Consider the following 14,614-nt stretch of genomic DNA (forward strand, 5'->3'; position numbering starts at 1 on the left):
TTTCTTATTAAAATACAGATGCCCACTATTATCTAAATAATAGTGGGCACTTTTTTTCTCTAAAAATTTCACCCAACATACCGAATCATCGCCACCTCATCACAGCAATCAAACTTTGGACAATGTCTACAATCAACCCATACTTTCTCTGGCAATGATTCTTTATTCACAAAATCAAACCCACACTTTTGAAAAAATTCCGTTTCATATGTTAAAGAAATTACTCTATTCACTTTTATTTTTGCTGCCTCATTCATTACATGATTCACTAACATACGCCCAATCCCTTTTCCTGCATATATATGCGAAACTACTAACGATCGTACTTCTGCAAGATCCTCTCCTAATACGTGTAAACCAGCGACTCCAATAATGCTCTCTTCTTCTTTCACAACATACAAACATTGTAAATATTGATAAAGAGACAAGAGAGAACGTGGTAAAACAACTCCCTCTTTCGCATACACTTCAATTAAGTTATAAACCTCTTTCACATCACTTGTAACAGCATTACAAATTTCCATATTATATCCCCTTAACCCGCACATTAATATTTATAAAAATAAATGAATATTAATTCGTAATTTTATATAATAATACAATTCTCTTTTCGCCTCGTCAATTATTTTTCTGAATTTTACACAAATAAAAAAACCAAGCACTCTATTTCGTACTTGGTTCCTCATTCCGTATCGGCAATACTGTAGAATATTTAATTTCACGAAGTGCTAAACTCGTTTGTATACGCGTGATGCCTAATTTATTTAACTTCCTAATAAAATGCTCTAATTCTTTTCGATCACGATTTGCAACTTTTAATAAATAATCATACTCGCCTGTTAAACAGTGGCATTCTAACACTTCAGGCATAGATTCTAATTCTCGTTCTAACACTTCAAGCTTTTCATACTGATGAATATTTGTGCTCATAAAAATGAAGCATAATAAATCAAATCCAAGCTTTTCTTGATTTAAAATCGCTACTTGCTTATCAATGAAACCTTCCCCGTCTAATCTCTTTATTCTTGCATGCATAGCAGCTGGTGATAAATTAACACGGCGTGCAAGTTCCGCATTGCTTACTTGCGACTCCTTCTGTAATATATCTAAAATTTGTATATCCAAATCATCTAGCACTTTAATAACAGATGACTCCATCAAAATTCCCCCTTTTTTTCTTACCGACGATTATTCGAAGAAACATCTCATAACTTATATAAAACTGAATATTTTTCTGCGAATAAGATTTCCAACAAAACATTTTATTGAGTTTTCACCATTATACAAAAGAATATATTAGACAATAAAGAAAAATGCTAAAATTATTTACAGTTCATTCTTATTTCAACAAAGGGGTTTTTAGTATGCCTTATTTTTACATCTTTTTATTATTATTAACGAGCTTATTATGGGGAGGAAATTTCGTCGTTGGGAAATCACTCGTCGATCATGCGTCTCCGATGACACTGACAAGTTTAAGATGGATGATTGCGATTGTTTGTTTATTACCAATGGTATGGTTTAAAGAGAAGAAAATCATTCCACCACGCTCTGCAATACTTCCGCTAATACTTATGGGAATATCAGGAGTCGCTCTTTTTAACATTTTTCAATTTTTAGCATTAGAAAAAACATCCGCAACGAATGTAGGTCTTATTTCTACATTGAACGCTATTTCAATTGCACTATTTTCTGTGTTATTTCTAAAAGAAAAAGTAAATACACTTCAAATTCTTTCTATGATTCTTTCATTTTTCGGCGTCATTCTCGTTCTTTTGAAAGGAAATTTCGCTCTTTTATTTTCACTACATTTTAATAGCGGCGATTTATGGATGATTGCTGCTGTTTGTATTTGGGGCATTTATTCTGTTTGTAGTAAATGGGCGACAAAAACAACTACACCACTCATGGCAACTTTATATTCTGGTATTTTTGGCGTTATTTTATTACTCCCATTTAACATAGGCAACTTCACTGTTTCCAATATCAATTCTTCTTTCATTACATCACTTTTATATACAGGATTGATTTCAACAGTCCTTTGTATGGTGTTTTGGAACATTGGTGTACAGAAATTAGGAGCTACTACATCGGGGATTTTTCTAAATTTCAATCCAATTTTCACAGCTATTTTAGCATTTATTTTCCTCGGAGAAGAGCTAACATGGATTCAAATTTTCGGAACAATTATCGTCGTGACAGGATGTTATTTATTTTCTCATTTTAAAACTGTTTCTCCTCAAACGACTAGAACTTTAGTACGAAAACATTCTTAATGAAAAAACATCGCCACCAGAGTGGCGATGTTTTTATTTACCCTTCATTTCTTTCACATACTGTCTTTCTTCTTCTGGCGATAAACGTTCTGTTGCCTTTCCGGTATCACCACCTTGAATTTCCCACAAAAAGTTATGCTCCTCAACCGTTTGTGAAAAGTCTCCTTTCTCCCAACGCTCCAAAGTAGAAAGTAGCTTTGATTTATATTTAAAATTTGTACTGCTTTCTACTGCGTTCTTCGCACCACTAATTTCCTTATTTGTCATTTCGATAAATCCCCATTTCTCAGAGGATTTCACTTTTTGATGTACCATCCTATGCATTGTAGAAATAATTTCATCTTCACTAACTTGTGGCTTCTCTTCCTTTACTTTCTTCTCCTGTTGATCCATTACTTTTTGTACTTTAAGGCTCTTCTCCTCTTCCTCTATATAATTAAGAAATTTAGTAACACCGAATAAAGCCCCCATCACAATTACAATCATTGTAATTGTCCCTATTATCCATTTTTTCATATTATGTACTCCCCATTCCCCCTAATAATTACATAAACAAATGGAATCGCCTGCACATAGTCGATTCCATTTGTTTCCTTTTATTTCATTTTAAGCCTTCATCGCTTCTCGTACAATATAACTATCCACATACTGCTTAAACTTCACGATTTTTCCGTTCTCAAGTTTCCATACGTGAACAAAGTCTGCTTCAAAGGATTTTCCCGTCTCTTTATAAACTCCTGAGTAAACCCCTTCAGCAATAATCACATCTTTTCCGTTTACTTCATGGTACGTATTTACACTAGCCTTATAATCATTCCATTCTGATCCTAAACGACTAAATACATTTTTCATTACTGCTTCTACACCAATATACGTTCCGCCGTACGGAAAACCCGCTGCCTCTGTCCATTCTACTTTTCTAGAAAGGGCTTCCGCTAAATGTTTTGCATTTGAAGAAGCCGAACCTTCATATGTGCTTCGAATCATTTCTAAATTTGACTTAGTCATGCTATTTCCTCCACATTTTTTATTTTTCCACTTAAGTTGTAACCAATTAAGTTACATTTATAACAAAAAAATATTAGCTGTTCCGTAACTATGCGACCAAATGTAACTATTATAGTTACATTTGGTCGTCAAGTCAACACTTAAAAAATGAAAGTTACTTCGTTTTCATTACTTTCTCTTTTAAAAAACGATCTACATATCCTTCTGCTTTTACAATGAATAAATACGCACCCATTGACAATAATGCAAGATCTAATTCATATCCCGGATTCTTTCCATCTCCTAATAAACCTGCTGCTCCATTTACCTTTACGATAGCTCCAGCTAAAATAAGAGCAAATAACAATCCTACATATCTCACACCTAAACCGATAATTAATAATATACCACCAACTAATTCAACTGTTGCTACACCGTATGCAAGACCACCTGGTAAGCCGATGCTTGTAAACCATCCTGCTACGTTATCGATACCTGATTGAAACTTTGCTAAACCGTGTGCAAAAAAAGTAACTCCTAACACGATACGAATAATTAAATTACCAATATATTGATTCATTCTGAACTCTCCTTTTTGTTTTGTTATGACGAACTTTTATTCACAAGACAAAACAATACGGTATTTCCTTTCATTCGTCAAATACTTTTTAAAAGAAAACAAAAAACATTACCCCTTTTACAGATAATGTTTTTTTACAAAATAGCGCTAATTCAAGGTTTCACTCAATCACGTAAAAAAGTTGAAACTTTTTTCCAGCACCAATATAAGGCAATAAAGACACGTCCTCTTCCACAACCATTCCAACAACATTCACTTTCTTATCTGCAGGTAAATCATTTATAACAATTTGCATTTCACCCGCATATCTACCGTACAATTCATTATCAATTGTAATACTGCCTCTTTTTCTTAAAATTGTATTCACCGGTTGTAATACAACATTATTTTCTTCTCGCGATTCTACAGAGCGAATTACATCACGTGCTGGATCAAGCCGGTTCGTATGCACTCGTTCTATCAGCTGTACCGCGTCGCTATCATTCATAAATGATTGATACCGCACCGGGATAATTCCACCACTCGCACTCGCGATTTCTTGTACACTTTCTAGGCTCCCGCTTATATCTCCAATTAACACTTTATCAACATCGCACTCTTGGACAAGCTCTAAATACGCTTCAAGCGGGCGCATATATCGATGTTTTTCTAAAGTCGGTAAACCTTCATATAAAGGACCTCGTTTTTCACCATCCCCTGGAATAAATGCCATCGTTTTTATTCCGCACTCATGTAAATATTTATTTTGTTTTTGCAAAAATGATTTTGCTAGTCCTGTTTCTGGACGCGGATAAAAATTATGCCACGCTTCTACACGATCTACTCGTATATTTTCTGCCATTAACTCTTTCCAAAATGATTCCGTAATCGTACTCGCGTTTAACGCTACTTTCATCTTATGTGATACGCATGCGATTTCTTTTGGCGCAATACCGTAATCCATTCGTAATCCTGTAATGCCCCACCCCACTAACTCTTCCACATTTTCATACGTTATTCCTAAATGATGTAAAGATTTCGGAGAGACATCGACCATTAATTCCATTTCATACTTCAGCGCTTGTTTCCCAAGTATTTGTATTAATTCTTTATACGTATTTGGATCGTCTTCTGGAATGTGAAGAGATGTAAAAATAGATGAAAATCCGTTTTTCTGTGCTATTTCCAACCATTCTTCTTGTTTCTCTACTCGCTCTTTTGAAAGATAAATTGAAACTCCTATCATATGAATCTCCCTTTCTATTAATAGAAAAAGAGAAAGGGACCCCTTTCTCTATATGTTTTCTGCCATTTCTTCTTTAAATCCGAAGAAGTACGTAAAGATAAATCCGAAAGTATATGCAATTACTAACCCTAAGAAATATAATAGATATTTATTATCAGCAATTAACGGAATTAAAGATAATCCTGATACACCAATTCCGAGTGCAGCCGTTTTCATAACCGCTTGGAATGCACCACCGACAGCTGCACCTAAACAAGCAGTAAGGAACGGTTTCCCAAGTGGTAATGTAACCCCGTATAATAACGGCTCACCAATCCCTAAAAAACCGACTGGTAATGCACCTTTAATAACATTTCGAAGTCGTTTATTTTTTGTTTTCACATAAATCGCAATCGCTGCCCCTACTTGCCCAGCACCTGCCATTGCTAATACAGGTAATAGCGGCGTTACGTGCGTTTGATTAATAAATTCCATATGAATCGGTGTTAAACCGTGATGTAATCCGACCATAACGAGCGGTAAAAATGTTCCCGCAAGCACCGCTCCCGCAAATGCTCCACCAATATTTAAAATAGCATTAATTCCGTTTGTAATTCCCTCAGATAAGAATCCTGCAACTGGTTGAATCACTAACATCGTTACTATACTTACCACTAATACAGTAATAAGGGGTGTTACAATAATATCAACTGCATTTGGCACTGCTTTTCGTACTCGTCTCTCAACTACAACCATGAGCCATGCTGCAAAAATAACTGCAAATAGCCCGCCCCGTCCGGGTACTAGCGCTTCACCAAATAATTTTACATTTGCCATCGCCGGATTGAAAATTAAAATACCAGCAATTGCCCCAAGAACTGGTGTCCCTCCAAATTCTTTCGCTGTATTCCAACCGACTAAAATTCCTAAGAATGTAAAGATACCCCCGCCAATTAAAAGTAACATTTGTAGCCATGTTGCATTTGGATCAGCACCTGCATTTTTCGCAAAGTTAGCGACTCCATTTATAATTCCTGAAGCAACAAGACCAGGTATTAACGGAATGAAAATACTTCCTATTTTTCTTAAAAAGTTTTTCACTGGTGTATTGTTTTTCTTCTTAATCCCTGACTTTATCTCTTGGCCGATATCTTCAAGGTGATAATCTGCCACCTCACCAATTCGTAATCCTGTTAAAACTTCCATTTCTGCCGCTACTTTATTTACCGTTCCTGGACCAACGACAACTTGAAGTGTTTCATCTTCAATCACACCCATAACGCCTTCAACTTTTTTCAAAAGGTCCATATTCACTTTACTTTCATCATGAAGCGTTAGTCGTAACCTCGTCATACAATGAGCAATGCCACGAATATTTTTTACTCCCCCAAGTTGCTCCGTAATCTCACTTGCCATTCTCACTTCTTTCTTCATAACAGAATCCCCCTCCCCAGAGTTTAGAGTGCCTTCTTCACAAATCCTTTCGCTTCGTTTAATTTTTTTAGTGCTTCCCCATATTCACACTGTAGTAATATCATAACGATTGCAGCTTTCACATTTCGATCTGCTTTTTCGTAATACTCTGTAGCTACTTCATAACTAGCGCCTGTCGCTTCAACAATAATTCGTTTTGAGCGTTCTACTAGCTTTTCATTTGTAGATTGAACATCTACCATTAAGTTTTTATATACTTTTCCTATACCAATCATAGACGCTGTTGAAATCATATTCAGTACTAACTTTTGCGCTGTACCAGCCTTCAAACGTGTTGAGCCTGTTAATATTTCTGCTCCTGTTTCCACTTCCACATTTAGTTTTGCATATTTACTTATCACAGCATTTTTATTACAAGAAATACTCGCTGTGCTCGCTCCCACACTATTTGCGTATTTCAATCCGCCAATTACATAAGGCGTTCTACCACTTGCTGCAATTCCAATCACCGTATCTTTCTCGTTTAATCCAATACTTTTTAAATCTTCTTCTGCCAACTCTTCACGATCTTCAGCACCTTCTACCGCCTTAGTAAACGCTTTCAATCCACCCGCTATAAATCCTTGCACCATTTTGTCATCTGTTCCATATGTCGGTGGACATTCCACTGCGTCTAAAATGCCTAAACGGCCGCTCGTACCAGCCCCAATATAAATTAATCGTCCAGCTTCTTCAAAAGACTTAATAACAATCTGTACAACCTTTTCAATTTCTTCTATTTCATGTTCAACTGCTAACGCAACAGTTCGATCTTCTTGATTCATGCTTTGTAAAACTTCTTTTATACTCATCTCATCTAAATTCATCGTCTTCTCATTGCGATGTTCTGTAGATAAATTTTCTAGCATGTTGTCACCTTCTTTGAAATTTAATTTCACACTTTTATTATAACTTTAAGAAATTTAAAATCAATATTACTTTATTATTTTATGAAATTTTATTTCTTTTCATGACAAATTTATGTCCAGCCACAAAAAAAAGATGGGTTGCCCCATCTTTTCACTTTAACTTCCGTAACCTTACTGCTTCTTCTCTAGTCTCCATAAATTGATCTATCACATTATTACCAATACGATTAAAAGTAATAACGTATAAAGCATCAATCATATTGAGTTGCGTCATCCTTGAAGCAATACTCGCTATACGATGATCTTGCTCCACATCTGGCATACAAAGGCGAATGTCTGCCGTTTTATATAAAGGAGATGATTGATCTAGCTTCGTAATCGCAATAACCGTAGCTCCTCGCTTCTTCGCATATTGCGCCATTTCGAGCACATCTTTCGTCCGCCCAGAAGTAGAAATCGCCACAAATATATCTCCCTCTTTTAAATTCGTGACGAGTGGCAACATCATATGAAAATCAGATAGCATCATCGCTGTAAATCCAAGTCGAGTAAATTTATAAGCTCCGTCCATCGCCGGTGTAGCTGACCCACCTACACCGTAAAACATGACCTTATCAGCATTTACAATGCTATCTGCTGCTTTCTCGAGTTCCTTTTTATCTATCGCGGTAACACTCGCCTCAATTGCAGCTTTATTCACATATGTAACTTTATTGAACAAATCATACGGTCCATCTTCTGTATTCATCACTGAAAAATCGTTAATATTATAATCAGCAATCGTTAATTCACGAACGAGCGCTAACTTAAATGCTTTAAAGCTCCCAATACCGATTGTTTTACAAAAACGTACAACACTCGCCTCACTCGCTCCCGCATTTGTAGACACTTCTTTCGTCGTTAAATTCGGAACAATCTCTGCGTTCTCCATTATATACATGGCAACCTTCTTTTCAGCTGGTGAAAATTGATCCATATTATTTTCAATTTTAAATAGTAATGTTGAAGCTTTCACCATTTAACCTCCACTTCTTGTGGCTACTTTTTATTTCGTATATTCTCCTTCTTCATGAAGATAATAGCCATCATCACCAGGAGGATGAAACACATTTACAGTGCGATTCCCTTTTTGATAAACGGTTCTTTCCCCTTCTGTCCACTTCTTTTCCCATCCATTTAGCCAAACTGCGAAGTCTGGTAAAAATGCAGTGTATTTATATTCATGTGGATAACCGCCTTCCACATGAGAAGAAAAAATAGAAACCGGAAAATCTTTCACTTTTGATTCTTTTCCTACAATACATGGTATGCAAAGTAAAAGAAGTATAACTACGCCTATAACTTTTCCCCTCGTAATCTTCATCTATTTCTCTCCTTGCCCTAGCATATACGTAGATTTTAACATAATTACAACCTATTCATGCTACATAACCATTGCTTTTTACGATAAAAAAAGAGCTTACCTATATAAGATAAGCTCCTTCTCTCTATACAAAATATTTCTTCAAAAGCGGCGGCGTAATAATCGTCGTTAATATAACGACAATGACAATAGCTGTGAAATTTTCTTTCGCTAACAAATTCGCCGTTAATCCATTTGCTGCAATGATGAGCGCTACTTCACCGCGCGATACCATCCCTGCCCCAATACTAATAGAAGATTGTAAATTAAATCCTGTTAGTCTTGCTCCTAAACCTGATCCAATTAACTTTGTGAAAATCGCAATAAGCGTCATAATGATAATGAACCAAAGTTGGCTTCCAATACCTTGAAATGTAATTTCCATCCCGATACTTACGAAGAACACTGGTACAAATATCGCATACGCAATCGGTTCAATTTTATGTTCCACTTCATGCTTATACGCTGTTTGAGATATTGCAATTCCTGCTGCAAAAGCTCCGATGATACCTGCGATTCCCATTTGTTCACTATAATAAGCAAATGAAAAACAAATAATAAGAGCCGCGCTAATTAACGCTTCAGATACACGAAGTGGTACGAGCATTTTCATAATCCACGGAACAACTTTCCATGCGATAAAAACAATACTTACAAAGAAAATAATTTTCTTTGCAATGACAAGTGTTATATTCACATCTTGCGTTCCTAAAAAGCTCATTACAAACGCTAATAAAATAACGACTATCACATCATCAAATACAGCTGCTCCTAAAATTGTTGTACTTTCTCTCGTATTCATTTTCCCTAAATCTCGTAACGTTTGTACCGTAATACTAACCGATGTGGCGCAAAGTAATAATCCTAAAAAAATAGCATGGGATTGCATCAATCCAAAAAGCAGTCCTACTACATATCCACCGATAAAAGGAAAAATAATTCCACCAGCCGCTACTGCAAATGACGATTTTAAGTTCCGATTTAGCTCTTCTAAATCTGTTTCGAGCCCCGCCATAAACATAAGTAGCAAAACACCAATTTCGCTAAGCTCATCAATAAGTTCAGAACTATTAATAATACCTAGCACGGCTGGACCGATAATAATACCAATGATTAATTTACCGAGTACAGAAGGCTGGCCAAGTCTAACACTAATATCACCAGCTAATTTCGTACAAAGTAAAATGACGACAAGTTCGAAATAAAATAACATAGCATCTTCTCCTACTATATAAAGTAAAACTTTAATCAGTGGATTATTCTTCATCTCTACTGATTGTTAACCTGCATCTATGTCTGCACATAGTTTCTCCTTACAACCGGCATTTTATTTGTTAAAGTTTTATTTGACAAAATATTCTGAATTATATTAAAATTAATCCAGAAATTTCAAAAAACTATATACCATAACTGTACCTTCACTTACGTACTCTTTTCCAATGGGTTCACACTATTCGCAGTTATGGAGACGAAAAAATGGGGGGAGAGTCCAAAGTGAAATCATTATTACGAAAAAAAGCGCTTAGTACTGAATCACCACGGCAGCTAGATCGAACACTAACTGCATTAGATTTAACGTTTTTAGGAATCGGCGCCGTAATTGGGACAGGGATTTTTGTATTAACAGGTATTGTAGCGGCAAAACATTCTGGTCCTGGTATTATGTTATCATTCCTTATCGCTGCATTTACTTGTGCTTGTGTAGCATTTTGTTATGCAGAATTCGCTTCTTCTATACCAGTCTCAGGAAGTGTTTATACTTATGCATACATGACCGTCGGAGAAGTTGTCGCCTTCATCGTTGGTTGGTGTTTAATGCTCGAATATTTACTCGCAGTTGCAGCGGTAGCTGTTGGTTGGTCTGGATATTTACAATCATTGCTTCAAGGGTTCAATATACACCTTCCCGCCATTATTGCCTCGGCCCCCGGCATGGGAAAAGGTGGTCTCATTGATTTACCAGCTGTTTGTATTTTACTTATCATTACTGGGCTTTTAAGTTTTGGTATACGCGAAAGCGCACGCATTAATAATGTTATGGTCCTTATAAAATTAGCAGTTATTATCGCCTTTATCGTAGCAGGCGCAAAATATGTAAAGCCTGAAAATTGGACACCGTTCATTCCATTCGGATACGACGGCATTATTACTGGAGCTGCCACTGTCTTCTTCGCATTCTTAGGTTTTGATGCGATCGCAACTGCTGCGGAAGAAACGAAAAAACCACAGCGTGATTTACCAATCGGTATTATCGGTTCCCTTCTTATTTGTACCGTTTTATACATGATCGTATCTTTCGTTTTAACAGGTATGGTTCCCTATACTCAATTAGATGTTTCTGATCCCGTTGCATTTGCACTACATTTCGTTGGAGAAGATACTATCGCTGGGCTACTTGCAGTTGGTGCAATGACAGGAATGACAACCGTTCTTTTAGTCGTTATGTATGGACAAGTTCGCGTTTCGTATGCAATGAGCCGAGACGGTTTACTTCCAAAAGCGTTAGCACGCATAAATAAAAAAGTGAAAATCCCTTTACTAAACACATGGATTACTGGGGTATTTGCAGCTTTATTAGCAGGACTTTTAGACTTACATTTACTAGCGAATTTAGTAAACATCGGTACGTTAACAGCCTTCACATTCGTTTGCTGTGCTGTACTTATTTTACGAAAAACTCATCCTGATTTAAAACGTGGATTCCGTGCACCTCTCGTACCTGTATTACCAGTTGTCGCTATTCTTTGTTGTTTATATTTAATGATTAATTTGTCTAAAACAACATGGATCAGCTTTGCAGTTTGGCTTATTATCGGTTTATGCGTCTATTTCTTCTACTCTAGAAAGCATAGTCATTTAGCTACTGAAAAAACAAACGATGAGAAAAAAGAAGCATAAAAAATAGCTCGCCTATAAAAAGGCGAGCTATTTTCATGTTCTATTCTGTTGTTTAGTTAACGATTGTAAAATGACAAATATGCCGATGCAAGTTAATTCATAAACTTCAACTTTTGCATGCTTATTTTCCCTTACTTCGTCTCCTTCTTTTTCTTTCTCCACGCGTTTACACTATCAAAGAAAAAGTTAATAAATAGCGTTCCTAATCCCGCTAATAAAAATGTCATTAAAAATAGAACCCATATACTTTTATCTTTTAATAAATAATATCCTACAAGGAGCACAACAGCGATCCATACATATTCAAGAATTCTTTTTATCTTTTTCTCTTCCAAATTATTCGCTCCCTTTTTCTATTCTACTTTTAGTATAACAAAAAAGAAGCCTATCATGATAAGCTTCTTTTTCTTCTTCCTTATTTGTTAATGCTTTTTTCAACCAATGAAATAGCATGCTCTAACGTACGATTCATTGATTCTACATACTCATCTTTTACATTTTTATCTTTTAACACCGCTTCTGCAACTGTGATTTTTTGACTTAATGATTTAACTGATCCATCTGTTATTTCTCCAGCTTGCGCTTTTTTTACTAAAGCTTTTGCAGATTCAATATTCACTTGTAATTTTTCTTTCGGTGTTTTTGGCTGTTCTTCTACCACTTTTGATTGTACAAATGTTTGGTTTGCTGTTTTTAATTCATTATACGTTTGAACAATTTCTTCTCCTGTGCTTGCTGCGTTTTCGAATACTTTTTTTGCATTACTATAACTTTTTTGTAATTCGTTAAACGCTTCTTGTGAATATTGACCTGGCTTCTCACCAAATTCATAAGTACCTGCCAATACTTCTTTCACTTTTCCAATCTCTTCATATAACGCATTTACTTGCTCTAATTTTGTACGACTAGAAAACTCATTGTACGCTGCTAATACTTCTGAAGAGCTTAACGCTTTACTATATAATTTTGCGAGCGCAATTTGTCCATTTAACGGAATACCGCCATTTCCATTACTATCTGGGTCAGCACCAAATGCAAATGGTACGTTCGGGTGATATACTTTCCCTTGAGCTGGCTGACTATTTACTTTTTTACCATCTACATAAATTGCTACTTCACTTCCATTATACGTTCCGGTTAAATGGTACGTTTTGTTTGCTTCTAATTGAACGCCAACACGCTTATAGCTTCCGCCAATATGAGCCCACAATTCTACATATCCACTTCCTGTAGATTCAAAACCAATTCCACCGCTCTCCGTATTTTGTAAAATCCCTTGTCCACGAATTTCATTCATCGAAAATACAGTTTCTAACGTAAACGTATTCGCTACTTTTTCTTTTTGTGCCGCTGAAAACGGAATGTAACCAAACGTATTTGCTTTTCCATTTAACTTCATTACATGTTTTTTCAAGGCTTTATCGTATTCAATTGATACGTTTCCTTTCACATCACCTTTTGTCCCAAATGGTGAATTATCTGTAAATGTACCATCTAAAAAATTCACATCAAAAACGTCTGCCTTTGGCACTTTCACATTCGGATCAATATTATCTTTTTTCGTTGTAATTTCCGCTGTTAACGGTTGTTCACTTTCATTGCCAAACGAATCAATTGCAACCACTTCAAGCTTATATGTTTTCCCGCCATCTAATCCTGCAAGTGTAAATGTAAGTTCTTTCGGTACTGGATCACGATAAAACTCAGAGAACGCTAATAGCTTATTTTTAACCTCACCTGTTTGTTTATCCTTTGCTTGCAAGCGATAAGAATGAACAAGAAGGTTGTCCAACGCTTGCGGGAATGTTACTGTTGCCGCATTTCCCGTTACATTTGATATAGCAAGCTTTGCATCCTTCGCAAAGTATGGCTTTTCTTTATCACGATCTTCTACATAGTTGAATCCTTCTTTTTTCGTTGGTAACTTAATTTTCCAAGGTTCGCCTGTCCAAGAATTTGTATGGAAATCACGGCGATTAATTGTTACCTCTTTGTCATCTACCTCCACTAATAAACCTTGGCTTAATGTACTAGCTCCTGGCGGGATATTTCCTTGTACTTTACCGCCTTCAACTTCCATATAGCTTACAGAAGATGTTCCAACGGACGTAAAGTCTTTTTGATGAATCGATCTTGGATCATCTAACGGATAATGCGAATGACCTGAAAACGTAATGACTTGTGGATATTCTTTTAATACCGCATTAATTTTTGCACTATCCTGTGTTCCCCATTCTTGGCTACCGTACACTGTATCTTTAATATGTTGATGTAAAAACACAAAAATCGGTTTTTCTGGATCCTCTTTTTGTGCCTTTGCCATTTCTTCTTTTAACCAATTAATTTGCTTGTCCGAATAATATCCATGTGTTGTCCCATCCTCTGGAGACATAACAAGGAAATGATACCCTTTTACCACCTTATGATAATAAATCGATTCCATTCCTGTTTTTTCTAAGAAACGCTTCTGCGCTCCCTCTACAGATAAGCCATTCCAATAATCATGATTACCTAGAGAATTCATTCGTACCGCATCTTTATTTGCATTTTCGTTATACACTTGCATGAAACGATCATATTGCTGCAGCGATCCTGTATCCGTGAAATCACCTACAATAACAAAAGCATCTTGCTTTGGTGCAAGCGTATTAAATTGCTCAATCGCTCGTTTCCAGCGAAACGTATCATCTGTTCCACTATTTTTAATATGCACATCACTTACAACTGGAAAAATAAGCTTCTTCTCACTTGGCGCCTTTTCTTGTTTTTTCTCTTCCGCTTTGACCGATGTACTCCACGGAAATGATACAAATGCTAATACAAAAACCATCAATAATCCAATAAGGCCTTTTACTTTTCGTAAAGCAGTTCTTTCCACGTGAATCCTCCTCATATAATGAATTAATTACAATGGTTATTGTACCG

General features: G+C 36.1%; 15 protein-coding genes. 2 read left to right on the forward strand and 13 right to left on the reverse strand.

Annotated features, from left to right (window positions below; all coding sequences use genetic code 11):
* Window positions 1–68: 68 nt before the first annotated feature.
* Together MR109_RS19035 and MR109_RS19040 are read right to left on the reverse strand one after the other, a co-directional pair.
* Complete coding sequence (locus tag MR109_RS19035) at window positions 69–524, reverse strand: N-acetyltransferase (protein WP_071717771.1); 456 nt, start codon at window positions 522–524, stop codon at window positions 69–71.
* Window positions 525–663: 139 nt separating this feature from the next.
* On the reverse strand, window positions 664–1,158 hold the full coding sequence (locus MR109_RS19040; protein WP_002170527.1) for an Lrp/AsnC family transcriptional regulator: 495 nt from the start codon (window positions 1,156–1,158) through the stop codon (window positions 664–666).
* Between the two features lie 206 nt (window positions 1,159–1,364).
* On the opposite strand from MR109_RS19040, the gene MR109_RS19045 reads away from it, so the two are divergent.
* Window positions 1,365–2,276: a DMT family transporter gene (locus MR109_RS19045; protein ID WP_242273534.1), complete on the forward strand. Its 912-nt coding sequence runs from the start codon at window positions 1,365–1,367 to the stop codon at window positions 2,274–2,276.
* Between the two features lie 33 nt (window positions 2,277–2,309).
* Here the strand turns inward: MR109_RS19045 and MR109_RS19050 are convergent, their stop codons facing one another.
* From MR109_RS19050 to MR109_RS19090, 9 genes are all read right to left on the reverse strand, one after another.
* Window positions 2,310–2,792 carry a PRK06770 family protein gene (locus MR109_RS19050; protein ID WP_098307381.1) on the reverse strand — a complete coding sequence of 161 codons (483 nt, stop codon included), beginning with the start codon at window positions 2,790–2,792 and terminating at the stop codon, window positions 2,310–2,312.
* A 90-nt stretch (window positions 2,793–2,882) separates the two neighbouring features.
* Window positions 2,883–3,284: a nuclear transport factor 2 family protein gene (locus MR109_RS19055; protein WP_098790214.1), complete on the reverse strand. Its 402-nt coding sequence runs from the start codon at window positions 3,282–3,284 to the stop codon at window positions 2,883–2,885.
* 154 nt (window positions 3,285–3,438) lie between these two features.
* A complete protein-coding gene (locus MR109_RS19060) occupies window positions 3,439–3,843 on the reverse strand; it encodes a DoxX family protein (RefSeq protein ID WP_002150357.1) in 405 nt (134 codons plus the stop codon).
* A gap of 160 nt (window positions 3,844–4,003) precedes the next feature.
* Complete coding sequence (locus MR109_RS19065; RefSeq protein WP_242273535.1) at window positions 4,004–5,068, reverse strand: DUF871 domain-containing protein; 1,065 nt, start codon at window positions 5,066–5,068, stop codon at window positions 4,004–4,006.
* Window positions 5,069–5,116: 48 nt separating this feature from the next.
* A complete protein-coding gene (locus MR109_RS19070; RefSeq protein WP_002170522.1) occupies window positions 5,117–6,481 on the reverse strand; it encodes a PTS transporter subunit EIIC in 1,365 nt (454 codons plus the stop codon).
* A gap of 23 nt (window positions 6,482–6,504) precedes the next feature.
* Complete coding sequence (gene murQ / locus MR109_RS19075) at window positions 6,505–7,389, reverse strand: N-acetylmuramic acid 6-phosphate etherase (RefSeq protein WP_242273537.1); 885 nt, start codon at window positions 7,387–7,389, stop codon at window positions 6,505–6,507.
* Between the two features lie 151 nt (window positions 7,390–7,540).
* A complete protein-coding gene (locus MR109_RS19080) occupies window positions 7,541–8,404 on the reverse strand; it encodes a MurR/RpiR family transcriptional regulator (RefSeq protein ID WP_033719284.1) in 864 nt (287 codons plus the stop codon).
* A gap of 30 nt (window positions 8,405–8,434) precedes the next feature.
* Window positions 8,435–8,752, reverse strand: coding sequence for a hypothetical protein (locus tag MR109_RS19085; RefSeq protein ID WP_025150257.1), 318 nt, complete (start codon window positions 8,750–8,752; stop codon window positions 8,435–8,437).
* A 124-nt stretch (window positions 8,753–8,876) separates the two neighbouring features.
* Window positions 8,877–10,058 carry a cation:proton antiporter gene (locus MR109_RS19090; protein WP_242273539.1) on the reverse strand — a complete coding sequence of 394 codons (1,182 nt, stop codon included), beginning with the start codon at window positions 10,056–10,058 and terminating at the stop codon, window positions 8,877–8,879.
* A 209-nt stretch (window positions 10,059–10,267) separates the two neighbouring features.
* Here MR109_RS19090 and MR109_RS19095 point away from each other — a divergent pair, with 209 nt between their 5' ends.
* A complete protein-coding gene (locus MR109_RS19095; RefSeq protein WP_242273540.1) occupies window positions 10,268–11,689 on the forward strand; it encodes a branched-chain amino acid transporter BcaP in 1,422 nt (473 codons plus the stop codon).
* A 131-nt stretch (window positions 11,690–11,820) separates the two neighbouring features.
* Here the strand turns inward: MR109_RS19095 and MR109_RS19100 are convergent, their stop codons facing one another.
* Both MR109_RS19100 and MR109_RS19105 read right to left on the reverse strand, forming a co-directional pair.
* Complete coding sequence (locus MR109_RS19100; RefSeq protein ID WP_002170516.1) at window positions 11,821–12,024, reverse strand: hypothetical protein; 204 nt, start codon at window positions 12,022–12,024, stop codon at window positions 11,821–11,823.
* Window positions 12,025–12,104: 80 nt separating this feature from the next.
* Window positions 12,105–14,567, reverse strand: a complete 2,463-nt coding sequence (locus MR109_RS19105; protein WP_242273541.1) for a LamG-like jellyroll fold domain-containing protein — start codon at window positions 14,565–14,567, stop codon at window positions 12,105–12,107.
* Between the last annotated feature and the right edge of the window lie 47 nt (window positions 14,568–14,614).

The organism is Bacillus cereus group sp. BfR-BA-01310 (assembly GCF_022664325.1).
Lineage (GTDB): Bacteria > Bacillota > Bacilli > Bacillales > Bacillaceae_G > Bacillus_A > Bacillus_A paramycoides.